Source organism: Pseudomonas sp. ADAK13 (assembly GCF_012935715.1).
Taxonomy (GTDB): domain Bacteria; phylum Pseudomonadota; class Gammaproteobacteria; order Pseudomonadales; family Pseudomonadaceae; genus Aquipseudomonas.
This window is the reverse complement of the sequence record NZ_CP052860.1, coordinates 6,110,339-6,135,764: the sequence shown is the minus strand read 5'-3', so window position 1 is coordinate 6,135,764 and position 25,426 is coordinate 6,110,339. Positions and strand designations below refer to the sequence as shown.

The 25,426-nt window shown below is 63.2% G+C and carries 19 protein-coding genes; 4 read left to right on the top strand and 15 right to left on the bottom strand.

Features of this window, described 5'->3' with window-relative positions:
* Positions 1 to 31: 31 nt before the first annotated feature.
* Positions 32 to 1,141, bottom strand: coding sequence for a DSD1 family PLP-dependent enzyme (locus HKK54_RS28110; RefSeq protein WP_169388581.1), 1,110 nt, complete (start codon positions 1,139 to 1,141; stop codon positions 32 to 34).
* Between the two features lie 57 nt (positions 1,142 to 1,198).
* Here HKK54_RS28110 and HKK54_RS28105 point away from each other — a divergent pair, with 57 nt between their 5' ends.
* Complete coding sequence (locus HKK54_RS28105; protein WP_010171318.1) at positions 1,199 to 1,825, top strand: helix-turn-helix transcriptional regulator; 627 nt, start codon at positions 1,199 to 1,201, stop codon at positions 1,823 to 1,825.
* Between the two features lies 1 nt (position 1,826).
* On the opposite strand, the gene HKK54_RS28100 is transcribed toward HKK54_RS28105, so the two are convergent.
* The 14 genes from HKK54_RS28100 to HKK54_RS28035 all read right to left on the bottom strand — a co-directional run bounded on the left by HKK54_RS28100 (position 1,827) and on the right by HKK54_RS28035 (position 21,844).
* Positions 1,827 to 2,204, bottom strand: a complete 378-nt coding sequence (locus tag HKK54_RS28100) for a RidA family protein (RefSeq protein WP_010171316.1) — start codon at positions 2,202 to 2,204, stop codon at positions 1,827 to 1,829.
* A 12-nt stretch (positions 2,205 to 2,216) separates the two neighbouring features.
* Positions 2,217 to 3,464, bottom strand: coding sequence for a dicarboxylate/amino acid:cation symporter (locus tag HKK54_RS28095; RefSeq protein ID WP_169388580.1), 1,248 nt, complete (start codon positions 3,462 to 3,464; stop codon positions 2,217 to 2,219).
* 132 nt (positions 3,465 to 3,596) lie between these two features.
* Positions 3,597 to 4,556, bottom strand: a complete 960-nt coding sequence (locus HKK54_RS28090; protein WP_169388579.1) for a threo-3-hydroxy-L-aspartate ammonia-lyase — start codon at positions 4,554 to 4,556, stop codon at positions 3,597 to 3,599.
* A gap of 105 nt (positions 4,557 to 4,661) precedes the next feature.
* Entirely contained in the window at positions 4,662 to 5,450 is a 789-nt protein-coding gene (locus HKK54_RS28085; RefSeq protein WP_169388578.1) for an ABC transporter ATP-binding protein, read from the bottom strand.
* An 11-nt stretch (positions 5,451 to 5,461) separates the two neighbouring features.
* On the bottom strand, positions 5,462 to 6,220 hold the full coding sequence (locus HKK54_RS28080; protein WP_010171307.1) for an ABC transporter permease: 759 nt from the start codon (positions 6,218 to 6,220) through the stop codon (positions 5,462 to 5,464).
* A gap of 9 nt (positions 6,221 to 6,229) precedes the next feature.
* Positions 6,230 to 6,991 carry an ABC transporter permease gene (locus tag HKK54_RS28075; protein ID WP_169388577.1) on the bottom strand — a complete coding sequence of 254 codons (762 nt, stop codon included), beginning with the start codon at positions 6,989 to 6,991 and terminating at the stop codon, positions 6,230 to 6,232.
* A gap of 260 nt (positions 6,992 to 7,251) precedes the next feature.
* Positions 7,252 to 9,714, bottom strand: coding sequence for a TonB-dependent receptor plug domain-containing protein (locus HKK54_RS28070; protein ID WP_169388576.1), 2,463 nt, complete (start codon positions 9,712 to 9,714; stop codon positions 7,252 to 7,254).
* Between the two features lie 200 nt (positions 9,715 to 9,914).
* Positions 9,915 to 12,179 carry a TonB-dependent receptor gene (locus HKK54_RS28065; protein ID WP_010171301.1) on the bottom strand — a complete coding sequence of 755 codons (2,265 nt, stop codon included), beginning with the start codon at positions 12,177 to 12,179 and terminating at the stop codon, positions 9,915 to 9,917.
* A 275-nt stretch (positions 12,180 to 12,454) separates the two neighbouring features.
* Entirely contained in the window at positions 12,455 to 13,513 is a 1,059-nt protein-coding gene (locus HKK54_RS28060) for an ABC transporter substrate-binding protein (protein WP_003212534.1), read from the bottom strand.
* Positions 13,514 to 13,639: 126 nt separating this feature from the next.
* A complete protein-coding gene (locus tag HKK54_RS28055; protein ID WP_169388575.1) occupies positions 13,640 to 14,689 on the bottom strand; it encodes an ABC transporter substrate-binding protein in 1,050 nt (349 codons plus the stop codon).
* A gap of 20 nt (positions 14,690 to 14,709) precedes the next feature.
* Positions 14,710 to 15,861, bottom strand: a complete 1,152-nt coding sequence (locus HKK54_RS28050) for an LLM class flavin-dependent oxidoreductase (protein WP_169388574.1) — start codon at positions 15,859 to 15,861, stop codon at positions 14,710 to 14,712.
* A 996-nt stretch (positions 15,862 to 16,857) separates the two neighbouring features.
* A complete protein-coding gene (locus HKK54_RS28045; protein WP_169388573.1) occupies positions 16,858 to 18,705 on the bottom strand; it encodes an ABC transporter ATP-binding protein in 1,848 nt (615 codons plus the stop codon).
* Positions 18,698 to 20,464: an ABC transporter ATP-binding protein gene (locus HKK54_RS28040; protein ID WP_010171293.1), complete on the bottom strand. Its 1,767-nt coding sequence runs from the start codon at positions 20,462 to 20,464 to the stop codon at positions 18,698 to 18,700. Before HKK54_RS28040 ends, HKK54_RS28045 begins: the two co-directional genes overlap by 8 nt.
* Before the next feature lie 147 nt (positions 20,465 to 20,611).
* On the bottom strand, positions 20,612 to 21,844 hold the full coding sequence (locus tag HKK54_RS28035) for an acyl-CoA dehydrogenase family protein (protein WP_010171290.1): 1,233 nt from the start codon (positions 21,842 to 21,844) through the stop codon (positions 20,612 to 20,614).
* A gap of 413 nt (positions 21,845 to 22,257) precedes the next feature.
* Here HKK54_RS28035 and HKK54_RS28030 point away from each other — a divergent pair, with 413 nt between their 5' ends.
* The 3 genes from HKK54_RS28030 (at position 22,258) to HKK54_RS28020 (ending at position 25,423) form a co-directional block, all read left to right on the top strand.
* Entirely contained in the window at positions 22,258 to 23,301 is a 1,044-nt protein-coding gene (locus HKK54_RS28030; protein WP_169388572.1) for an ABC transporter substrate-binding protein, read from the top strand.
* A 16-nt stretch (positions 23,302 to 23,317) separates the two neighbouring features.
* The gene (locus HKK54_RS28025) at positions 23,318 to 24,049 is read left to right on the top strand and encodes a class II aldolase/adducin family protein (protein ID WP_010171286.1); all 732 of its coding nucleotides are present in this window, start codon (positions 23,318 to 23,320) and stop codon (positions 24,047 to 24,049) included.
* Positions 24,050 to 24,247: 198 nt separating this feature from the next.
* Positions 24,248 to 25,423: an LLM class flavin-dependent oxidoreductase gene (locus HKK54_RS28020; protein WP_169388571.1), complete on the top strand. Its 1,176-nt coding sequence runs from the start codon at positions 24,248 to 24,250 to the stop codon at positions 25,421 to 25,423.
* The last annotated feature ends 3 nt before the right edge of the window (positions 25,424 to 25,426 follow it).

Sequence of the window (25,426 nt, the reverse complement as noted above, 5' to 3'; positions counted from 1 at the left end):
CCATCACCCAAATAACGGATATGCCCCCAATCTACCACCCCCGCAACCGCTCCCAAACCTGCACATCCCCGTTCTCCAACAACGCGCTATAGCTGCCGAACTGCGTCCCCGTAGCACACGCATGGTTAGGCAAAACCCTCAGCCGCGTCCCCAGCGGAAACCGCTCAACCACATCCACCGAAACGCCGTCGAACCAAGCCACCCCATGCTCCTGATTCGCGCTGCCCACCACCAACCCCTCAATCACCTCACCGCCCTCGGTACACACCTGCCCGTACCCAAAATCCCGCTTCTGCGACTGCGTCCCACGGTCCCGACTCATCGCCATCCACCCCGCATCGGTAATGATCCAGCCTTTCTCCGGCTGATGCCCGATCACCGTAGTCAGCACACTCAACACCAGCTCATCAACGCGGCACACCCCAACGTTATGCATCACCAAATCAAAAAACGCATAAACCCCGGCCCGCAGCTCAGTCACACCCTCCAGGCTGACCGCCGACAGCGCCGTCGGCGTCGAACCCACACTCACCTGCGAACAAGGCAAACCCGCTCCCCGAATCACCTCGGCCGCCGCCACACAGCGCGCCCGTTCCTGCTCGGCAATCGCCCGCAACGCCTCAGGCGTATCCAGCCCGTAGCTTTCCCCGGCATGAGTCAACACCCCGGCAAGCATCCCGCCGCCATGCAGCAGCCTGGCGATCTCCAGCAACAGCGGATCCTGAGGCTTCACCCCGGACCGGTGCCCATCACAGTCAATCTCAATCAGCACCGCAAAAACTTCACCCTGCAGCGCACCAAACTCGACAATCGCCCGGGCCCCGGCAAGGCTGTCGGTGATCAGCGTCAGCGCACACCCCTGACGACGCAACGCCAACGCCTGGGGCAATTTATGCGGCGCCATCGCCACCGCATACAGAACGTCGCGAATGCCGAGGTCGAAAAAATACTCGGCCTCCTTCAACGTCGAAACCGTAATCCCCGTGGCCCCTGCAGCGATTTGCGCCGCCACCACCCCGGCGCATTTATGGGTCTTCACATGGGGCCGCAAGCTCACCCCCAAGTCATCGGCGCGCCGCTGCATACGCAGGATATTGCGCTGCATCCGGCTGACATCCAGCAAAGCGGTCGGGGTATCCATCGTGCACACTCCAAAAGGTAAATTGACGGTCTATCCAGTACTGGATATGTTGTCTGAATGAAAAAACACACTCCCGAACAAGCGGCCCTGATCAGCCAACTCGAACAGATTGCCGAAGGCCTGAGCAAGACCTTCAGCCCGTTTTGCGAGGTCGTGCTGCACGACCTGCGCGACCCGCAGCACGCAATCATGGCCATCCACAACAACCTCTCCGGGCGCCAGCCGGGAGACCCTGCGACCGAGCTGGGCCTGGCGCGGATTGCCGATCCCGAGTACCCGCAGGTGATCGCCAACTACCAGAACCAGTTCGCCGATGGCCGCCAGGTCAAGAGCACTTCCATCGGTATCAAGGACTCCACCGGCAAGTACGTCGCGGCTTTGTGCATGAACGTCGACCTCTCGTTGTTCCGTGGCTTGCAGGGCATGCTGGAACAGTTCGGCTCGGTCAGCGGCGACCGGCCCGCCGAGTCTCTCGACCCGTCCGGTGCCGATGCCATTCGTGCGCGTATCGATCAGTTCGCCGCACGCCTGGCGACCACGCCGCGTGCGCTGAAGGCCGCCGATCGCCGCTTGCTGATGCAAGAGCTCAAGGACGCCGGCGTGATGGACATACGACGGGCCATGGAAACGGTTGCCTCGCACCTTGGGGTCTCGCGGGCGGCGGTCTACACCTACGCCAAATGACCTACGCCGAACGCGCCACGGCTTCGATTTCAATCAGGTAGCCGTGGTGCAGTTCCGGCACCGGCACCACCGCGCGGGCAGGGCGGTGGTCCCCCAGCGCGGCAGCGTACAAGCCGTCGAATTCAGGCCAGTGTTTTACCCCCACCACATACACCGTGACTTTCACCAGGTCTGCGGGTGAGCCGCCTGCGGCCTTCAAAATCGCCAACAGATTGTCCAGCGCCACTTGAGCCTGTTCGGCAAACGACGCATCAATGTTGTGGCGCCCGTCCGGGCTCACCGGTAATTGCCCGGAGATATACAGCGTGCCCTGATGGCTGACGGCCTGGGCGTAGTGACCGGCAGGCTGGGAGGCAGTGGGTGTGTGGTGAATCTTCATGATCGGCAGTTCTCAGGCAATAGAGGGAAGGGGAGCAGGTTGTTCATCGGTGGCACCGTGACCAATCACCGCCGTGGCCACGCCGCAGCCGAACACATTGGTGGCGGTTCGGCCCATGTCGAGGATCGGGTCTACCGCCAGGATCAGCAGCAAGCCGGCTTCCGGCAGACCCACCATCGGCAGGCCGGCCGCGAGCACCACCAGTGAGCCGCGGGCCACGCCGGCGGTGCCCTTGCTGATCACCAGCAGGGTCAGCAGGATCATTACCTGGTGGCTGAAGCTCATCTCGATGCCATAGGCCTGGGCAATGAACATCACGATAAACGCCTGGTACATCATCGAACCGTCGAGGTTGAATGAGTAACCCAAGGGCAACACAAAGCTGTTGATACGCTTGGGCGAGCCGAAGCTGTCCAGGGCGGCGATGGTCTTGGGGTAGGCGGCTTCACTGCTGGCGGTGGAGAACGCCAGCAACACCGGGCTGCGCAGCAGCCGCAGCAATTGCCGCAAGCGTGCGCCCAGCGCCAGGTAACCCACGCCGCTGATCACCAGCCACAGCACTGCCAGCCCGAGGTAGAACTGCGCGATCAACTTGCCAAAGCTGACCACCATCCCCAGCCCGTACAGGCTGATGGTGGCGGCAATCGCGGCAAATACCGCCAGCGGTGCAATCACCATCACGTACTCGGTGATGCGGAACATCACCTGGGTCAACTCTTCCAGTACGTGCAGGATCGGCGACCTGGCGCTGCCCTTGACGAAGGCTAGCGCGGCGCCGAAGAACAACGAAAACACCACGATTTGCAGCACTTCATTGTTGCCCATGGCCTCAACGATGCTGCGTGGGAACACATGGGACAAAAAGCCCGACAGGTTGAAGGTGGCGGTGTTCAAACCGCTGCTGCCGTTCGCCGCCACGCTCAGGTTAAGCCCCGCGCCCGGCTGGAACAGGTTGGCCAATACCAGGCCGATCAGCAGCGACACCACCGACGCAATCAGGAACCAGGCCATCGCCTTGAACCCGACGCGGCCGATAGAGCCACTGTCTGCCATGCTCGCCACGCCACTGATCAACGTCGCCAGCACCAGCGGCGCGATGACCATCTTAATCAGGCGCAAAAATACGTCGGTCACCATGCTCAAGTAACCGGCGATGGTCTTGGCAGTGTCGGCGTCCAGTCGGGCGTGCAGTACGGCCCCCACCAGCACACCGAGGATGATCGCAATCACGATGGCCCGGGCCAGGTAACGATTTTTCATAAGCACCTCTTGTTGTTAAAGCCTCGGGAAAACCCGGGCGTTTTTATCGGCGGCAGAAATTGCAGGCAGCAGGAAACCGTGTGGCAAGCACGCTCGCCACAGTCGGGTTCAGTGTTTTTTTTGTTGGAAGGCTTAGCCCTGTAGCAGGCTCGCGTACTTCTCGATATCGACGTTGCCGCCCGTCACGATGATGCCCACGCGCTGGCCCTTGAATTGATCCTTCACGCTGCGCAACGCCGCGAGACCCAGGCAACCGGTGGGCTCCACGACCATTTTCATGCGCTGCATGAAGAACTTCATCGCTGCGACCAATTCGGCGTCCGAGACGGTAAGGATGTCAGTGACCTGCTCGCGAATGATCGGAAAGGTGTGGTGGCCCAGATGCTGGGTCTGGGCGCCGTCGGCGATGGTGGCGGGAGTGTCGATGTGCACGATGCTGCCGGTCTGGAAGGAGCGCTGGCCGTCATTCCCGGCTTCGGGCTCGACCCCGTACAGCAGGCAATCGGGCGACAGCGCACGGGTGGCCAATGCCGTGCCGGAGAGCATGCCGCCACCGCCCAGGCCAACAAACAAGGCGTCCAGGGGGCCGGTGAATTCCAGCAGTTCCTTGGCGGCAGTGCCCTGGCCGGCGAGTACGTCCGGGTGGTCGTAGGAAGGAATCAGGGTCATGCCGTGCTGCTCGGCCAGGGTGCGGCCGATCTGTTCGCGGTCTTCGGTGATGCGGTCGTAGAACACCACGGTCGCGCCGTATTCCCGGGTGGCGGCGACCTTGGCGGCCGGTGCGTCGGTGGGCATTACGATGGTGGCCGGCATCTGCAACAGACGCGCGGCCAGGGCGATGCCTTGGGCGTGATTGCCCGAGGAAAACGCCACCACACCGGCCTTGCGCTGCGCCTCGTCAAACCGTGAAAGCGCATTGAACGCGCCGCGAAACTTGAATGAACCGGTGCGTTGCAGGTTTTCGCACTTGATGAACACCTGGGCCCCGGTCTCGGCGTCGAGGGTGCGCGAGGTGAACACCGGCGTGCGGTTGGCGAAGCCCTCCAGGCGTTCGGCGGCTTTGATCACGTCATGGTACGAAGACAATTGCATGGAAAGGACCTCTGAAAATGAACCGGGCACGGGCGCATTGCATTTGCTGTCTGGATAAAATATCCAGAACTATACAAAATGTAAAGCGCCGCGTGCCCAGGGTTTTCAGTGCCCGACCAGTTCCTCCAGCAACTGCTCTTTGTAGCCTTGCAATACCGATGAGCTGCGCTCCCTCGGATGCGGCAAGTCCACCCGGATTTCATGTTTGATTCGCCCTGGGTGGGCATCCATCACGATCACCCGGTCCCCCAGGTACAACGCCTCTTCGATGTCATGGGTGACCATGATCACCGTGCAGCGCTGCTGCACCCAGATCCGCTGCAGTTCACGCTGCAAATGCACCCGGGTCAGGGCATCGAGGGCGCCCAGTGGTTCATCGAGCAACAGCACCTTGGGTGTGTTGATCAGCGCCCGGGCGATCGCCGCACGTTGCGCCATGCCGCCCGAGAGCTGGTGGGGATAGGCGTTTTCGAAGCCGGTGAGGTTGACCAGGGCGATGTGTTCGGCCACCTGCCGATCCTTTTCGGCCTGGGCCAGTTTGTGATTTTTCAGGGCCAGGGCGATGTTCTGGCTGACGGTCATCCACGGGAACAGGCGGTGGTCCTGGAACACAATGCCGCGCTCCAGGCTGGTGGCGGCAATGCGTTGGCCGTCCAGCAGGATGTCGCCTTCGTACTCGGCCTCCAGCCCGACAATCAGCCGCAGCAAGGTGGATTTGCCGCAGCCGCTGGCGCCGACGATGCTGACAAACTCCCCGGGGCGCACGTCGAGGTTGATGTTGTGCAACACCGGCAGCGGCTTGCCTTCGATCCGGTAGGCCTTGTTCAGGCCGCGAATCTGCAGGGCGCCGGTCTGCACGGCGGTGTGGAGGGCGTGGTGGGCGATTGCGTTCATGTTCATGGCCTTCAACGAAGATTGCGCCAGCGCAGCACGTGGCGGCTGAGGCGGGTAAACAGCAGGTTCATCAGGTAGCCCAGCAGGCCGATGCACAGCACGCTGAGCACGATCACTTCCATGCGCGAGCCGGCCTCGGCGTTCATCATCAGGTTGCCCAGGCCGGCGCCGGAGGACAGGAACAGTTCGCTCCCGATGGCGGTGACCCAGGCGAAGGCGAGGGCATGCAGCACGCCGGTGGCAATACTCGGCAGCGCCGCCGGCAGCAGCACATGCACGAACTGCTGCACCGGGCTGAGCACCAGCACCTGGCCGACTTCACGATAACGCCGCTCCACATGGCTGAAGCCCTGGTAGGTGTTGAGCACCATCGGGTAGAAGGCCGCGAGGCTGACGATCAGCACCTTGGAAAATTCGCCATTGCCGAACCACATGGCAATCAGCGGAATCCAGCCCAGCATCGGCACCTGGCGGATCGAATGGAACAACGGGCCGATCAAACGGTTGGCCACGCCGGACAGCGCCATCAGCACTCCCAGCACCACGCCGAACAGGATGCCCAGGGCCAGGCCACTGCTGGTGCGGGCCAGGCTGGCCAGCAGGTTGACCAGCAGCTCGCCGTTGCCGAGCATTTCCAGCAACGCCGAGCCAATCGCCGACAGCGGCACGAAGGCATACGCGCCGGCCGCGTCCTGGCGCGAGGCGTATTCCCAGGCGAGGATCAACAACAGTGGCAGCAACAGGCCGCGGGACTTTTTCAAGAGGTTCATGCCGGGCTCCTAGCGGGTTTGCCAGCGAAACAGCCGCTGTTCCAGTGAGCGAAAGCCAAAGTCGAGGGCAAAACCGATCACCCCGGTGACCACCACGCCCACCATCACCACGTCGATGCGCAGCATCTGCCGGGCCATCTCGATCATTTGCCCCAGGCCGCTGTCGGCCGCCAGCAACTCGGTGGCCACCAGCACCACCCAGGCGCGGGTCAGGCTGATGCGAAAACCGGTGATGATCGGCGGTGCGGCGGCGGGCAGGGCGATGCGCCAGACGAAGGTCGGCCAGCGCAGGCGGTACACGTCGGCCACTTCGAAATAGCTACGGGGAATGCCCTTGACCCCCTCGCTGGCGGCCAGGGCCACCGGGAAAAACGCGGTCTTGGCGACGATGATGATCTTGAAGGTTTCATCAATGCCGAACAGCAGCACAAACATCGGGATCAGCGCGATGCTGGGGATCTGGCGCAGGGTGTGGAACAGCGGCGCGCAATACACCTCGACGTTCTTGGACAAGGCCATCAGCACGCCAAAGGCCAGGCCGCACAGCGAACCGATGCCAAAGCCCAGGCCGAGGCGCGACAGGCTGTTGCCCAGGTGTTCCGCGAGTTCGCCGCTGGCGAGCAGTTCTTCGAAGGTGTGCAGGACCTGGGCCGGCGGTACCAGCAGGTTGCGCGGGAAGATCCCGAGGTGCGCCACCAGCGTCCAGGTGGCGAGCAGGGCGAGGGGCGAGATGAGCCAGGTCAGGGCAGTCAGTAATCGGTAGGGGCGCATGGCGGGTCTTATTTCGGCGAAGTACTGGGGGAGCATCGCAAGACATGTGCCAGTGAACACAACAGAGGAGAACAATGAAGGCCAAATGTGGGAGCTGGCTTGCCTGCGATGACGGTGGGCCAGTAAACATTGAGGCTGGCTGATCCACCGTTATCGCAGGCAAGCCAGCTCCCACAATGCATGGGTGTATATCCGAATGCCCGAATGATGCCTGGCCAACAATGGGGTGCTGCTCCAGCAACACCCCATCAGCAATCCCCTCAGAAGTCGTAGCTCACACTGGTGTAGTAAAACGCACCCTGCGCACCTTCAGGGCTGGTGATCGAGTAGATCGGCACTCCATACAGCTGCGCGCCGGAGGCCTTGTCCGGGTGGGTGTTGAACAGGTTGGTCGCGCCGGCGGAAAGCTTGATTCCCTTGCCGAGGTTGTAGGACACGTCCAGGTCGGTGACCCATTGCGGGCTGAACGTCTGGTCGAGGTTCGGGTTGGCGGCGTTGAGGCTTTTCCATTCGCCATAACGGCGCTGGGCCACGGTGACGCCCCATTGTTCATAGGCCCAGTTGGCGCTGAGGGTCAGCTTGTAGTCCGGCGTACCGTGTTCGATCAGGCCTTGGGTCGTGCGGCCAATGATCTGGTTGCCGGCGATGTTGCCGACGTTGCGCAGGTCGGTGATTTGCGTGCGGTTACGCGCGTAGCCGGCATTGAAGTTCACCCGGCCCCATTGCTGCAGATTGAGTTTGTAGTTGCCGGTCAGCTCGATACCGTCGGTGCGGGTGTCGGCGATGTTGGTGTAGAACGCCGCGCTCTGGATATTGGCGTAAGGCGTGCCGGCGAAGATCGGCGAGACCACCGAGGCCGGCAATTGGTCGGAGAGCGTGATGCGGTTATTGATGTTGATGCGGTAGGCATCCACCGTTACCGATGCGTTATCCAGCGGTTGCCAGACCAGGCCCAGCGAGTAGTTGGTCGACTCCTCGGGCTTGAGCTGGGTGCCGCCCAGGGCCTGGGCTTCCGGGCTGTTGGCGCGCAGCGTGCGCTGTTGCACCTCCACGTAGTTGCCGCTGCCCGGTGGCTGCTCCACCACCTGCACACTGAACGACGACATGCCGCTCTGGGCCAGGGACGGCGCACGATAGCCGGTGCTGGCGCTGGCCCGTGCGGCGATCTGCGGGGTGAAATCGTAGCGCAGCGACAGCTTGCCGTTGGTGGTGTCGCCAAAGTCCGAATAGTGTTCGGTGCGCACTGCAACGCCGGCCTGGAACTTCTCGGTGACCTGGCCTTCGACATCCACATACGCGCCCAGCACCTTGCGTTGCAGCGAGGCGGCATCCACCGGGGTGATCCCCGAGTAATACCCGGCGAGCCGGCGCCCGGTCACCGGGTCGATGGTGTTGAACAGCGGGCCATTTTGCGACGCCGCCGGCGCGCCTGCGCTCAATTGGTAGTTCTCCTGGCGCCAGGCCAGGCCTGCGGAAACGGTCAATGGCTTGAACAGCAAGTCGGTGGGGAAATCCCGTACCCAGTCCAGGGTCACGTTGGTCTGGTCGTTCTTGCGCTCGCCGGTGTAGATCGTCGCCGGGCTGTTGGTACCCCAACTGGGGTTGATCGCGTTGTAGTCGGTGGACTTGACGATGTTGGTGCCGTGGTTCAGCGCCAGGTCGAACTTGCCCAACTGCTCGTTTTCGTAACGCAGGCCGCCGGTGGCGGCATAGTCTTCCAGGGTGTAGCGGGTGATCGGCAAACGCCCGTCCGGGTAGCGCTGCAAGGAAACGCTGCCGTAGTTGTTGTACAGCGCGGTGGGCGGGTCGAAGAAACCGGTGGAGTCAGTGTTCTTGTGGGAGTAGGTGGCAAAGCCGTAGGCGGTCAGCCCCTCGCCAACGCCCATCTCGCTGTTGGCCAGGAAGTTGTACTGGTCGGAGACACTGTTGGAGCCCCAGTTCCAGGTGCGGTAGCGGTTGTTCTGTTCGCGCGGTGTATTGACGCTGGTATCGCCGCGATAAAAGATCCGGTTGTCCGGGTTGGTGTCGCTGGCCGGGTCCTGGCTGCCGGCATCGAAACTCAGGGTCAGGAAGCCGTCGTTGGGCAGCTCGAAGCCTTTCCAGCCGCTGTACTTGCGCTGCATGCCGTCGCCCTTGTTGTAGCCACCGAAGCGATAGCCGACGTTGCCGCCGTCGTCCTTCTGCTTGAGCACGATGTTGATCACCCCGGCGATGGCATCGGAGCCGTATTGGGCGGCGGCGCCGTCACGCAGGATCTCCACGTGGTCGATCGCGCTCAACGGGATCAGGCTCAAGTCCACCGCCGCCGCGCCCCGGCCGTTGGCGAGGCTTTGGCGGGTGATGTTGGCGCTGGTGTGGCGGCGCTTGCCATCCACCAGCACCAGCACCTGGTCGGACGCCAGGCCGCGCAGCGAGGCGCCTTGGGCGATGGACCCGGCGAACGCGCCTTGAGGCGACTGCGGGAAGCTGAAGGACGGCGACAGCGCGGTCAGGGCGCCGGACAGGTCGGCAGCGCCGGTTTGCTGCAACTGCTCGCCGCTCAGCACATCCACCGGCGCGGCGCTTTGCAGGGCGGTGACATCGCTGCGACGGGTACCGAGTACTACCACGGTGTCGAGGCTGTCGTTCTTGGCGGTGGGCTGTGTCTCGGCGGCTACAGCGGGCACGGCAAGGCTGCCCATGACCAGCGCGATGGCGCCGGCCAACGGAGTACGTTGGAACATAGAAAGGTCCTTTCGAAGAGTGTTGGCGATGGCGGGCCGGACGCTATGGTTCAAACAAAGAAGGTCAACTGTGGGAGCCGGCTTGCCTGCGATGATGGCGGCACAGCCACATAGTGGTTGGCTGACCCACCGCTATCGCAGGCAAGCCAGCTCCCACATTTGATCTCCGGCGTTTGGTGAATAGTGTCCGGCGGCTGAAGTCAGAAGCGGCTGGTCACGCTCAGTCCCACGGTGCGCGGGTCGCCATAGGTGATCACGTACTGCCCCAATCCACCGTTCGGCCGGCCATGCACCTGGTAGCGGCGATCGGTGAGGTTGTTCACAAACCCGGTGACGCTGAGTTTTTCGTCGGCGCTGTACCAGGTCAGGCGACTGTTGGCCAAGGTGTAGTGCGGTTGGCTCAAGTCCTTGTCGGCGCTGCTCTGGCGGTCGGCGAGGAAGTATTCCTTGTCGCGGAAACTCACGTCGGCACCGGCCACCAGCTTGCCGCCGATCTCCAGCGGGATGGTGTAGTCGCCACCCAGCGACACCACGTTGCGCGGCGAGCGCACGAAGCTGTTGCCGCTGTAGTCACCGGTGACCGCACCGGTGTTGGGGTTGGTGTTCTTGAAGTCGGTGTATTCGGAGTCAAGGAACGAAATCGCCGCCCGCAGGTGCAGGTAGTCGGTGGGCTGGCCTTCCAGTTCCAGCTCGGCACCCTTGACCTTGCCCTTGGCGCCGTTGGTCAGCGCGGTGGTCAGTACGCCGTTGTTGACGGTCAGCAGGTTGACCTGAATGTCCGAGTAGTCGTAGTAGAAGATGTTCGCGTTGGCCGTCAGGCGGTGGTTGAACCACTCGGACTTGACGCCGAATTCGTAGGCGTCGAGTTGTTCCGGGTCCACCGTGGTCAGTTGCGACAGGCTGGTGGACAGCCCGGTGTTGAAGCCGCCCGAACGGAAGCCGTGGGCATAGCGGAAGAACACCCGCACGTTGTCGTTGATCCGGTATTCCGGGGTCAGGTCATAGGTCCAGGCTTCCCAGGTCTTGTCTTCCTGACGGTTGCCGTTGGTGCCGACGCCCGCCAGGGGAATCAGCGGGCCGTTGGCGGTGGCGCGGGTCAACTGCGTGAGGTTGAGGTCGATGTCTTTCTTTTCCTGGGTCCAGCGCAGGCCACCGGTCACGCTGAAATTGTCGGTGAGGTCGTAGGTCAGGTTGCCGAACAGCGCGTAGCTATCGGTGGTGTGGTTGTAGTTCAGGTCACGAAAATCCGTCGCGCCGTTGATTTGGTTGGAGCCGGTGCCATTGGGTGTCGGGCCTGGGGCGATAAAGCGTCCGGCGCTGCTGTCCAGGTCTTCATGGAAATAGTGCGCACCGGCCAGCCAGCGCAGGGTTTCCTGCTGGGGCGAGGCCAGGCGGATTTCCTGGGAGTACTGGGTGTATTTGTTGTCGGCGGTGGAGGTGCCGTTGACCTCGTAAGGTGTGTAGTCGGCATCACCGCTGGACTGGCCACGGATGTAGTCGTAGGCGCTGATGGACGTCAGGGTGTAGTCGCCCAGGTGCCAGTTGAGGGTCAGCGACGTGCCGTCGTGGTTGAGCTTGGAGTCGTCGTCCACGTTCAGTGCAATATTGCGTCCGGCGGGGCGCGTGTAGCCCACGTTGTAGTAACGCCCGAGGGTCAGCGCACCGTTGGCGCCGTCGCCCTTGAACTCGCGGCTGTGGATCTTCCACAGCGCATCCAGGTCCGGGTTGAGCTGGGCGAAGAACTGCAGGCGCACGGCCTTCTTGTTGACGTCGCCGTAGGTGTGATCGTCGATCAGGTTTTTCTGGAAACCGTCGCGCTCCTCGGAGTACAGCGAGATCCGTGCCGCGAGTTTTTCCGGCACCAGGGTGCCGCCGATGGCGCCGTTCACGATGCGTTCGTTCTTGCTGCCAAATCCAATCGTGCCGTAGCCATCGGTGTCGAAGGTCGGCTTCTTCGAGATGATATTGACTGCGCCCGCGGTGGTGTTCTTGCCATACAGCGTGCCCTGGGGGCCGCGCAGAATCTCGATGCGTTCGAGGTCAAACAGCGGGCCGCCACCGGCAATCGGTGCGTTCAGGTACACGTCGTCGGCGTAGATGCCCACCGGGTACACGGTGGCCGCGCCGGTGTCGCCGGTGCCCAGGCCACGGATGTACCAGCGTGGTCGACCGTCGCCGTCGGGGTTCTTCGCCGAGGCGTTGGGAATAAAGGTGGTGATGTCGCCCATCGAGCGTACGCCGTCGGCAATGATACTGGTGCCCTGGACCGCCGATACCGCCACCGGAACCTCTTGCAGGGTTTCTTCCCGGTGTTGTGCGGTGACGGTCACGGTCTTGAGCGACGGCTCGGTGTTGCTGGCGTCGTTTTCGGCTGCTTCGGCGGCCAATAAAGGTTCACTGGCGGTGCCGCCTGCCAGCAGTAAAGCGAGCCACAGGCCCTTGGTGATCGGATTAAGTGTGTGCATGAAATCTCCCCCGGAAAAGTTTCCTTGAAGGGGCTAGAGCAGAGATCGTGCCAAGCAGATTTCAGGGTCGATACATGATTGTAAGATGATGATATATAACGATTAAAAAATTAAATAAGCGGGCGTTTACGAGCGATTGAAAGCGCAGCCGAAGGCCGTTTGAAAAGCGTGTCGAAGATTCAGCAGAAGTTGCTTGGAGGGTGCTGCTGGAGCAGCAGGGGAAGTGTTGCCAGGCAAGCACTGCAGGAGCCGGCAAGCCGGCTCCTGCGGTGGGGTTAGACGGCCACGCGAGAGGTGGAGCCGATGACCTTTTCCAGCACGCTGAAATCAATCCAGTCGCGTACATCGAAACGCCGTGGAATGAAGTTCCAGCGATGCAGGAAGTCGGTGAAGTCCTGCAAGGCTTCGATGGAGCGTGAGTCCAGTGTGGTACGCAGCCGGCGATGGGCATCTTCGCCATAGGCCGCGGTCACCCAGTACTCGCTGGTGTTGAGTTCCTGGGCCAGGAAACGCCGGGTTTCGTCCGGATTCGCCCAGGCCCATTGCTCGGTACGCAGCACGGTGTCGACGATTTTCACGCTGGCGTCGAAGTGCTCCTGCAACAGGTTGATGTCCACCGTGAGGGTACGCGGCGTACCGTTGTTGGAACGGATCAGCGGGTCCGGGTGCGAGCCGGTGTCCACCACCACATGCAAGCCAAACTCGTTGGCCAGGTGCACGGCGTGGGCACCCTTGAGGAAGATCGCGTCGATATCACCGCGCAGCAGGCCGATCAGCTCGTTGTTGCGCCGGCTGAAGCGGCTCACCCCAAGGCTGGCCGGAGAACCGTAGACGTATTGCACCTGGTTGTCGCTGTAGGTGCCGCCGTAGGGATAGTCCACCAGCTCCACGTCCGAGACTTCCAGGCCTTCGAGCTTGAGGGCATTTTCCAGGCCGCGCAGGGCCTGGGCGCGGGTGAAGTCGATCTGCACGTTGGCCCATTTCGGCAGGCCGAAGCGCCGGTTTTTCAAGTCGCGCACGCTGCGCACACCGCTCTCGGCGGTGGTCAGGATCAACTGCACCTCGTCGCTCCACGACAGCCCCAGCACCCGGGTTTCCACGCCACTGGCGTAGGCCCAGATCGCCGGGATATTTCCGCCGTGGCGCACCGAATTTTTCAGGTGATGGTCGTAATGCGCTTCGCGAACTTCGCGCTCCGTGGACTCGCGCAACGACTGGATATTGGTGCCAAAAGGCAGGAAAGCCTCCGCCAGGCGGCCGGACTGCACCGCAATGCCGAGGCCGGTGGGAACCGGACTGTGGGTGTACCAGAGAGTATCGAGTGGTTTGCTCATAAGGGTCTTCGTTCAAATCCATGAAATAGGAAACCTTTGCAGGAGCCCGGCTTGCCGGCGATGAGGTCCGAAAGGTCATTGCCGCATTCTAGGCCGGCATCGCCGGCAAGCCGGCTCCTGCACGGGTTAGCCTGCCAGCGCGGTTTTGCCGTTCAAGAGTGCTTCCAGCGGCCGTGCATCAATCCATTCACGCACATCAAAACTTTTCGGGATAAAGCGCCAGCGGTGCAGGAAATGCGTGAAGTCCTGCAGCGCGGCAATCGCCTGTTCATCGAGCCCGGTGCGCAGGCGCAAGTGGGCGTCGTTGCCATAGGCGGCGGTGACCCAATACTCACTGCTGTTGGTTTCCTGTGCCAGGTAGCGCCGGGTTTCCTCCGGGTGGGTGTGGGCCCATTGCTCGGCGCGCAGTACCGAATCGAGGATGCCGGTGGCCACGTCAAAGTGGTTTTCCAGCAGGTTCAGGTCTACCGCCAGGGTGCGTGGCGTGCCGTTGTTGCTGCGGATCAGCGGGTCCGGGTGGGAGCCGGTGTCGATCACCGTGTGCAGGCCAAAATCATGAGCCTGCTGGGCGGCGTGGGCGCCCTTGAGGAAGATCGCATCGACCTCACCCCGCAGCAGGCCGATCAGCTCCAGGTTGCGTTCGCTGACTTTTTGCGTGACCGGCGTACCGGCGATATTGCGCACCGGGGTATCGCTGAAGGTGCCGCCGTAGCGGAAGTTCTTCAGCTTCACGTCGCCGACCTTCAGGCCTTCCAGTGACAGCGCGTTCTCCAGCCCGCGCAGGGCCTGGGCGCGGGTGAAGTCGATCTGTGCGCCGGCCCAGTCCGGCAGGCCGAAGGTGCGGCCCTTGAGGTCATTGACGGTTTTGATGCCGCTGTCCTGGCGGGTCAGGATCAGTTGCACTTCATCTGCCCACGACAACCCGATCACCCGGGTTTCCCGGCCTTGGGCGCGGGCCCAGATCGCCGGGATATTCCCGCCATGGCGTACCGAATTGCGCAGGGTGTGATCGAAGTGCGATTCGCGCACCGCTTTGTCATCGGACTCACGCAGCGACTGCACCTCGGTGCCCAGGGCACCGACGGTGTCTTGCAGCCAGCCTTTTTGCACCGCAATGCCCAGGCCGGTGGGCACGGGGCAGCGGGTGTACCAGAGCGTATCGAGAGGTTGGGTCATCAGGGGGTCTCCCACAGCGTTCAGGCGCTGGCTTTCAAAGGTTGGATGGCCGGGCGTTGGTGCACCAGCGGCAGGACTTCCTGGCCAATGCGCAACGCTTCTTCCAGGTGTGGATTGCCAGCGAGGATAAAGGTCGAGAAACCGGCGTCGCGGTACTCCACCAGGCGCTCGGCGATGTTCTGGTGGCTGCCGACCAGGCCCACGGTGGGGCCGGGCTTGGCCTTGGCAAACCCGGCCCACAGGTTGGGGCCGATGATCAGGTCGTCGAACCGGTCGACGTTCTGGTGGTACGCGGTCTGGCGCGCGCCGCCGACCGAATCCGAGCCGCTGGTAAAGCCCTTGGCGACCTGGCTGCTCTTGCCTTCGAGCTTGTCGAACTGGCGGCGCAGGTCCTTCCAGGCTTGCTCCTCGGTCTCCCGGGCGAACAGATCGACCCGCAGGCCGAAACGCACGGTGCGGCCTTGTTTGTCGGCCAATTCGCGTACGCGCTCGATGTGTGGCTTGAGCTTGTCGATGGGTTCGGCCCAGTTCAGGTACACGTCGGCGTGCTTGGCGGCGACGTCGAGGGCGGCGTCGGAGAAACCGGAGAAGTACACGCCGGGCTTGCGTTCGTGGTGTAGGCCGTGGGGCAGGGCGCCGTTTTCCAGTTGGTAGATATCGCCGTCGTAGGAGAATTTTTCGTTCTCCCAGAGGCCCTGGATGATGTCGAGGAATTCGCCGGTGCGCTTGTAGCGCAGGTCGTGTTCGAGGAAGTCACCGTTGGCGCGCTGGCTGGCGGGGTTGCCGCCGGTGATGATGTTCCATTCCACGCGGCCGCGGCTGAGGTTTTGCAGGATCGCGGCTTGTTGGGCGGCGTAGGCGGGCAGGGTCCAGGTGGCCTGGAAGGCGATCAGGAACTTGATGCGCCGGGTTTCCCGGGCCAGGGCGGCGGCGACGATCCACGGCTCCGGGCCGGTGGGCAGCAGGGCGCCTTCGAAACCGGCGAGTTCGGCGGCCTTGGCGACCTGGGCGATGTAGTCGATGTAGGTGAAGTCGTCGGGTTGGCCGTTGGGCAGGCGGCCCGGGGCGATATTGCCGGGGCGGTAGTCCGGGTTGCCCCGGTTGTGTTTGTCGGTGGTGAGTTGGGGGCCGTCGGTGCCCAGTGGCAGGCGCCAGAAGAATTCAGTGGTCATGGGTGCTCCGGAGTCAGTCGCGTGAGGTGCGGGGACCTTTTGGTATTGGGACTGCAACGGGCATGCCATGGGGGCTTGGGCCAATGGGGGCGGGGGTGTTGGGTTTTTTGGGTGGGTGGGGTGCGTCTGTAGCAACACTGGGTCAGCAGTGGGTGTTGGGGGTGAAGCAGTCGCTGTTTTGGGTGTACATATCCGTTGCTGCGGTAACGGCTGCTTAAGGTTTCGCTCTTACAGCGACTCACTTTGGAAAAGCCCCAAAGTAAGCAAAGGGCTCTGCCCCGCCTGTCGGCCCCTCGCTAAGGCTCGGTGTTCCCTCACTCCGGCATTGCTCCGCGGGCCGCCGCGACGGGGCGTCCCTGCCCCGTCGCGGCTAAACCGGCGTCCTGCCGGTTTACCCGCTCCTCAATCCCTGCGTTCGGCCTCGGGCTTATTGGGGCAGTCAGATCAAAATCAAAAGCAAGAGCACAGCGGCCTACAGGCCGGCTTGAGTGGTAGAAGCCACAGCAAAAGCCAAAGCGAAAGCAGAGCTGCTTTTCTGTAGGAGCCGGCTTGCCGGCGATGGCATCACCTCGGTGTGTCTGATGTACCGAGTTGTCTGCATCGCAGGCAAGCCAGCTCCCACATTTGACCGTGCCCGCTGTAGATGTTGATCTTGATGTTGCCTTTGCTTCACACCACTCAAGCCGGCCTGTAGGCCGCTGTGCTGTTGATCTGCTTTTGATCTTGATCTTAGGCGCCCCGTTAAACCACGCTGGCCGAACGCAGGTAGTACGGAGCGGGTAAACCGGCAGGACGCCGGTTTAGCCGCGACGGGGCAGGGACGCCCCGTCGCGGCGGCCCGCGCAGTAGTACCGGAGAGAGGGCACACCGAGCCTAGGCGAGGTGCCGAGTGGTGGGGCAAGAGCGTTTTGCTTACTTTTGCGCTGTTCAAAAGTGAGCCGCCGTAAGGGCGGAACCAATAGCAGCCCTGACCGCAGCAACGGATATACCCCCCAATCACCCAGCCACCAAATCCCCCACCCGAGCACTCCGCAAATAGGTCTGATACAACGCCGCATAAGCCCCCCCACGCTCAATCAACGCATCATGCGCCCCAAGCTCCACCACCTGCCCATGCCTCACCACGGCAATCCGGTCCGCGTCCCGTATGGTCGCCAACCGGTGGGCAATGATGATCGCCGTGCGCCCCAGACACAGCCTGCGCAACGCCCGCTGAATCCGCCGCTCCGTGTGAATATCCACCGCCGAAGTCGCCTCATCCAGCACCAGCACCGCCGGGTCCGCCAGATACGCCCGCACCAGGCAAACGAGCTGCCGCTGCCCATGGCTCAAATGGGCACCCAAAGGCCCGACCTCGGTGTGGTACTGATGCGGCAACCGCTCCAACACCTCATCCGCCCCAAGCTCCCGGGCCGCCGCGATCAATGTCGCGTCATCCGCCAGTGGTGCCGCCAGCCGCAAGTTGTCGAGAATGCTCCCGCTGAACAACACATTGTCCTGCAACACCACCCCGACATTGCGCCGCAACGCATGCTGGGCCAACTCCCGCACATCAATCCCATCCAGCCGCACCGCGCCCGACTGCACCTCGTAAAACCGCGTCAGCAACTGCACCAGCGTGCTTTTCCCGTGCCCCGACGGCCCGACAATCGCCAACACTTCACCCGCCGGGATATGCAAATCCAGCCCATTGATCACCGGCGTCTGCGCACTCGGCACATAGCTGAAGTCCACTTTTTCAAACCGCACCTCACCCCGTGCCCGGCCCAAGTGCCGGGGAGTAGCGCTGTCGGTGATCTGCGCCTGGGTATCCAGCAACAGGAAAATCCGCTGGGCCGACGCCGAGCCGGTGGCATAGCGCTCAAACAGGTCCGACAGTTCCTGCAACGGCCCCAAAAACAAAAACACGTAGAACAGACTCTCCGCCATTTGCCCGACCGACACCTCGCCCGCCGCCAGTCCATAACCGCCCACCAGCAGCAACAAGGCGATCCCCGCCGAACTCAGCAACGCCGTAAAGGGGGCGAACCACCCCGACCGCAGGCTGCCGCGAATCAGCGCGTGGTTGAAGTCATCCAGCAACCCGCGATAACGCCGCAGGTTCGGCGCCTCCTGCGCGCACTGCTGCAGCATTCGGGCGCCGCTGACGCTCTCCACCAGGTGCGCGGTAAAGCGGCTGCGGTTTTCCGCGACCCTGGCCCAGTTGCGCTGGGAGATCCGCTTGAAACTCCAGGTCGCCAGCACCAGCAACGGTACGGTGGCCGCCAGGCTGAGGAAGAAGCGCGGGTCGATACGCCACAGCATCACCGACGCCAGGCCGCAGCGCAGCACGGCACCGAGCAGCTCCGGCGGGCCCTGGATCACCAGGGGCTCAAGGGCATCCACGTCGCGGTCAACCCGGGAAATGATCCGCCCGGCGCGGGTCTGGTCGAAGTAGCTCACGCTCAAACCCTGGACATGCGCAAATACCTGTACCCGCAGGGCATTCAGTACGCGAATCGCCGCGCCTCCGGCGACGAACTGCGAGACCCCGGCCAGCAGGAAGCGCACCAGCCAACTGGCGGCCAGCCCAAGGCCCAGCCACAGCACCAGGCGCTCATCCAGCAGCCAGTGGTCGGCTTGTTGAATCAAGCCACGGTCCAGCAGTTCACGCACGAACCAGGGTCGCAAAAACACCGTGAATACCAGCAATAACTCAATGCCGATCACCGCGAAAATCGAGCGGCGGATTGGCCTGAGCAGTGGCAGCAAGCGTTTGAACATGCTGCGGTCGAGGGCCTTTTTCGCGAGCATTTCTTCGATTTCGATATCGCTCAAGGCTTTGCCGGCGATTGGATTAGCCATGGTCGATCCCCAGCAGGTCGCGGTAGTGCGGGTTGGTGTGTTGCAGCTCGGCGTGTGGCCCTGCGGCGGCGATTTTGCCGTGCGCCAGCATCAGCACCCGATCGGCCAGGAGGATGGTCGACAACTTGCTGGAGATCACCAGCACCGTGGTGCCACGCAGTTCCCGCAGGTTATTCAGCACGCGGCGTTCGCTGATGGCGTCGAGGGCGCTGGTGGCGTCGTCCAGGCACAGAATGTCCGGTTTGCCGAGCAACGCCCGGGCCAGGCACAGGCGCTGGCGCTGGCCGCCGGACAAGGTCACGCCACGATCACCCAGCGGCGTGGCGAGGCCGTGGGGCAGGCGCAGCAAGATGTCGTCGGCAGCGGCGAGGTGCAGGGCCTCGAGCAATTGTTCATCGGTGGCGTCGGGGGCGGTCAGGCGCAGGTTGGCGGCGAGGCTGCCGGCAAACAGGAAGCTCTCTTGCGGCACCACGTGCACCCGTTGGCGCAGCGTGCCCAGGTCCAGTTCGCGAATGTCTTGCCAGCCAGCATCGTCATGGCCGAGCAACACACGTCCGGCGCTGACATCGGTGAGGCGCGGCAGCAGGCTGGCCAACAAGCTTTTCCCGGTACCGGTGGCGCCCACCAACGCGACAATTTCTCCGGGCACCAGGGTCAGCGAACAGTCATGCAGAATGTCCCGGCCACCGCCGGGAGCGCTCACACTGACGTGCTCCAGGTGCAGCCCCAAGGGCGAAGCGGGCAGGGTGGCGCTGCCGCTGCGGATAGCGGCCGGGGCGTCCAGCAGTTGCCAGATTCGCTCGGCACTGGCCCGGGCATCGGCGAAGGTCTGCATCACCCGGCCAATGCCTTCGATGCGAAACACCAGGGTGGTGGCGATCAGCAGCGAGGTCACCAGCTCACCAATGCCCAGTTGGCCGGCGGCCACCAGATGGGCGCCGTAGACCAGGATCCAGACATGGCCGAGAGCGACCACTGCCTGGGGCAGCGGAATGCGTGAGCTGGAATAAGCCAGCGCCTGGCGGGCCAGCCCGGCGAACACTGCGACCTGTTCGGAGAAGCCCTGGATACGGCTCTGCTCAAGGGCAAAGGACTTGATCACCCGCACGCCGCCGATGCCTTCGCTGAGGTCCTGGTTGACCCGGTCGTAGGCCGCGCCGACGTTGCGGTCGAGTTCAACCAGGCGTTCGGTCTGCCGCACGAAAATCCACAGCCCGGTGACGGTCAGCAGCAGCGGTACCAGCCCCAGCCACGGGTTGTACCAGCTCAACAGGCCAACGGTGGCCAGCACCACCAGCGGGGTTTCCACCACCTGGCGCCAGAAGGTGATCAGGGCGTCCCGTACCTTGTCGGCATCGCGGGTAGTGCGGGTGATCATCTCGCCCATGCCGTGCTGCCAGTGATAGCCCAGGTGCAGGCTTTGCACCTGGGCGAGGATGCGTTCGCGCAGGCGTGTCAGCAGTTCCTGGCTGAGCACCAGGGACAACACGCTGGCGGCGTATTGCAGTACGCCACGGCCCAGGGCCACGGCGAGCATCAGCCATAACCAGTGCCAGCCCAGGCTGGCGTCGAGGCTGCCGTCGGCCTGGCGGATCACCGCGCGGCCGGCGCTCACATCGTTGACGGCATGGCCGATCAGCCATTGTTGCCAGACCAGGCCGAGGTTGATGGCCACGAACAGCCCGGCGACCAGAGCGAAACGCCAGGGCATTTCGCGGTAGATCGCCAGGCTGCGCAGAAGAGGGTGTCTTTCGATCATGAAAAGCTCAATGGGGGTTATTGATCGTTCCCAAACTGTGGCGAGGGAGCTTGCTCCCGTTGGGTTGCGAAGCGACCCCGAAAGAGGGGCCTGCTGCGCACTCCAGCGGGAGCAAGCTCCCTCGCCACAGGGATGTGTCGGGCGGGTCTAGCGAGTGGTAGCTCCCTGGGTTTCCTTGGCGTTCAAGATCGCCGTGTACTCCCCCGGATCAATCCCGTTCAGGTAGTAATTGCCCACATGGTGCAAACGCCAGCGAATCGGGTCATGGGTGGTGTGCACCCGCGCGTTGCGCCAGAACCGGTCCAGGTTCCATTTGCTCAACGACGAACTGGCCCCCAGCAACGAGAAAATATCGCTGGAGATCTTCAACGAGGCGCTGTCCGAATGCGCCCGTGCGGTGGCCACCGACAGGATCAACTCGTCCTGGAGTTCCTTGTTTTCCGGGTCCAGTTCATGCTCGTCAAACACCCGCGCCGCATCCCGCAGCAGTGACTCGGCCGCGCGCAGGGCCACCGCGTATTCGCCGATCTGCTTAATGATGTGCGGCTCTTCATTGGCGTGGTCCACGCCGCTTTCCACCCACGGCCGGGCGTTGTGCTTGAGGTAGTCCACCGCAGCGGTCAGCGCGCCCGAGGCAATCCCGGTATCGATCGCCGCGTGCAGGATCTGCGGGAAGGTCAGTCCGGTGCGCTTCATCGGGCCCTTGCGCCGGGAGACGAAGTCTTCGTCCAGTTCGATGTTGTCGAAATTCACCGTGCCGCTGACCGAGTTTTTCTGGCCGAAGGCTTCCCAGTCGTCCACCAGGGTCAGGCCCGGCGCGTTGCGGTTGAGCAGCACACCAGCACCGCCATCATCGGAGGCGGCGGTGAGGGAGATCCACTCGGCAAGGTAGGAACCGGTGGAGTAGAACTTGCTGCCATTCAGTACCAGCTTGCCGTCGGCACGCCGCTCGACGCGGGTCTTGAGGGCGAACTTGTTCTTGCCACCGACTTCCGCCAGGGCGTTGCCAAAGCGTTTGCCGGCCAATACGTCAGCCACCAGGCGATCACGCACTGCATCCGGATAGCCGTTGAAGATGCCCCGCAGCATCACGTTGTGAATCTGCAGCAACTGCCCCACACCGCCATCGGCCACCGAGACCAGGCGCACGGTTTCGACGATGGTTTGCACCGAGGCACCCAGCCCGCCAAATGCCTTGGGCACGCCGATGGCGGTCAGGCCGCTCTGGGACAGCAATTGCGCCTGGCGCCACGGCAGTTGGCCGTTCTGGCTACTGTCGGCGGCGATCGCGGCGATTTCCACGGCGATCTCTTTGGCCGCGGCAATCGCCTCGGCCTCGCTGTGCAGTTGGCGTACCGGTACCTGTTCGAACGTACTCATAGTTTCTTCCCCTGATTTGGCCCGTGCGTTCAAGCCCCTCTGTAGGAGCTGGCTTGCCTGCGATGGTGGTTAACGATGACGCGTACTGACGGGTTTACGCGGTGCACTTGAGGCCATCGCTGGCAAGCCAGCTCCTACAGGGGATTGCGCTGGATGTCGGGCATTGAAGGTGCCTTGAGCAAGTTCTGCGCCAATGCCGAAAACCACGCCTGGCGGGGGCTGCGACAACGGGGGTGTTGCTGGGGCAGCAGTGGCGAACGGGTGACTGCTGGGCCAGCAGCAGCGCTGCTGACAGGCCAGCAACAGCGCTTTGGCTGTTTGCGCCAAAGCCTTGTAAACCGGGGCTTTGGCCAATTGGCACGGCCTCTGCAATACCCCCATGGACTGCCTTGCCCAATTCAATGGAGCTGCCCATGACCCTTTCCGCCATCCTGCCCAAGCCTGCGCTTGAGCAGATCTGGTTTACCCGCTGCCCGGTGCCGACCGCTTCCGGCATCGCCTACAAACTCGGTTGGCTGAGCGAGGAATTCGCCGCCGACGGCCTGCCGGTCTCGACCTTGCAGGAGGCCCGCCAACTGGGGCATCACCACTACGATCACGAGCTGCCCGGGCTGTTTCGCGAAGGCGGCAACGTGCCGGCACTGGCGGCCCGTGCCGCCGGTGCGCCGAGCCGTTTGATCGGCCTGACCTGGATCGAGGAATGGCAAACCATCCTGGTCCGTCCGGATTCCGGGATCACGCGTCCCGAACACCTGAAAGGCAAGCGCCTGGCCTTGCCGGCCTGGGGCGACAGCCGCCCGGGCAGCATCGCCCGGGCCATGAGCCTGCACGGCTATAAAGGCGCGTTGAGCCTGGCCGGCCTGGGCTTTGATGATGTGCAACTGGTGGAGGTGGCGCTGCACGATCAGGAGCAGGCGTCCAACCCACAGGAAGGTTTGCAGCGCCTGTGGTCGGGCCTGGATTACCTGGCGCGCGGCGAAGTGGATGCGGTGTACGTCAAGGGCGCTTCGGCCGCCGATGCCGCACGCCGTCTAGGCCTGGTGGTGGGCATCGACCTGGACCTGATCGCCGAGCCGCGCTACCGCATCAATAACGGCACGCCGCGCCCGATCACCGTCCACCAGAGCCTGCTGGACAACCACTTTGACCTGGTGGTGCGTTTCCTCGCGCAAACCCTCAGCGCGGCAGACTGGGCTGCGAACAATCGTGAGGGCCTGAACGCGATTCTCGAAGAAGAAACCCGCGCCGGCAGTGCCGGGGTGGCCGAGGCCTATCGCGGCGATTTCCATACCACCCTGGCGCCGGACCTGTCGGCCCAGCGCCTGGACTTCCTCGGTATCCAGAAAAACTTCCTGTACCTGCACGGCTTCCTGGAGCGCGATTTTACGATCGCCGACTGGGTCGACCCGCGCCCCCTGCAAGCTGCCCATGAACTGTTGGCCAAGCGCCGCGCCTGAACCCGGAGAAACTGCAATGACTGCCATTGTCCACGCCCAACCGATCACCCAGGAACTGCAGGACTTTATCGACAAGGTCCTGCTGGAAGCCGAAGAAGCCTTCACCGTCTTCCGCGAGACCAACACCATCACCGCCAACGGCACCGTGGGCTTTATCGAGCGTGTGCCGGGCCAGGAACTGCTGGTGTCGGTCAACTACGGCGGCCCGTGGAACTACCGCAAGCCGCTGCAGGCCACCGTCACCGACTTTGCCGGCAACGTGATCTTCGGCAAAGGCAAGGGCGGCCTGGGGCGCTACACCAAGTTGTTCCAGCAGCATGCGGACGTGACCACGGTGTCTCACGTGCACTCGCCGTACCTCGGCGCCTGGGCCCAGACCCATCGCACGCTGCCGTTCCACTACGTGCCGGTGCAGCGTTACCAGCTGGCGCGCGAGCTGCCGGTGTACATCGACCGTCGCCAGCAGGAAGTGGATTTCATCCTCGACAAGATCGCTGAAAACCCCTTCAACCTGGCGATCCTCGAAGCCAACGGCGGCTCCACGGTGTGGGGCAAGCAAGGGCTGCGGGCCACGGCTGAATTCATCCTGTTGCTGGAGGAGGGCGCGCAGCTGCAATTGCTGGCAGATGCCCTGGGTGGTTCGCGGGCTTACGGGCCTGGCGTGTTGACCCAGCAGTGGAAGATGAGTGGCTTATACGAACAAGCAACAGCACTCGGCCTGGTCCCCGCCATCGACCGCCGCACCTGAGTACCAGGGCGCTGTTGTGGCGAGGGGGCTTGTCCCCCGTTGGGCTGCGAAGCAGCCCTAAAAGCCGCGATCCCATCCTGTCTGAAAAAAACGCGGTGATCTTATTGGGGCTGCTGCGCAGCCCAACGGGGGACAAGCCCCCTCACCACAGGAAAAATCAGTGCCCATTTTGGCTTCCAACTTCAAGGATGTTGCCCCATGGCGGTAAAAATTCTCTGGTACCTCACCACGCCCGACGGCCCTTATCCATGGGAGCCCGAAGGCCGCTGGAAGACCGACTTCCAACACCTCAAGCAACTCGCCGTCGCCAGCGACCGCCTGGGGTTCTACGGCTCGCTGCTCGGCTCCAGCCCCAACGAAAGTCTGGCAGTAGCCGCCTCGCTGATCGACGCCACCCAGCGCCTGCGCTTCCTGGTGGCGCAACACCCCGGCGAGTTGTCACCTGCCGTCCTGGCCAAATGGGCCCTGACCTTCGACCAGTTCTCCAATGGCCGCCTGCTGTTCAACGTGGTCAACGGCAATGACGCCGGCCTGGCCACCCTCGGCGTGCATTACCCACACGATGAACGCTACGCCTTCAGCCTCGAATACTGGCGCGCCTTCCAGGGCTTCTACGCCGGCGATACTCGGGGTTATGACGGCGAATACGTCAAGCTCGCCCCGCGTGCGCCGGGGGCGGCCAAACATCCGCTGGGCGGCTGGCATCCGCCGTACCAGAAACCGGGCATCCCGCTGTGGGGTGCCGGTACTTCAGGGCCGGGGGTTGAGCATTCGGTGCAATTGCTCGACGTGTACCTGAGCTTCGCCAACACCCCGCCAAAACTCGGCGACAAGTTCCGCAAGGTCGCCGCCGAAGCAGCAAAGATCGGCCGTGAACTGACCTTTGGCACCCGCCTGCAAATCATCGTGCGCGAGACCGAAGAAGAGGCCTGGGCCCACGCCGAGAAACTGCTGCAACGCACCTCGCTGCAAACCGCCCGCACTGCCATCGAACGCCAGTTGCCCCCCGGCGTGAGCTTCGAGGATTTCCACAGCGACGACCCGCAAACCCAACGCAACGTCGAGACCATTCGCGCCGGCCGCCTGCCCAAGGCCCGAGACCTGGAGATTTACCCCAACGTGTGGCTCGGCCCGAGCCTGTTCGGCTTCAACATCCTCGGCCCGGCCGCCGGCACTTACCTGGTGGGCAGCGCCGAACAGGTGGCCGAGCGCATTCGCGAGTACGAAGCCCAGGGCACCTCGGCGTTCATCCTGTCGGGCTTCCCGCTGATCGATGAAGCGCACCGGGTGGCAGACCTGCTATTCCCGCTGCTGGACCTGGACCACGGTTTTGAAGTGCCGCGTCTGAACGCCGTGCAACACCAAGAGGCGTAACTG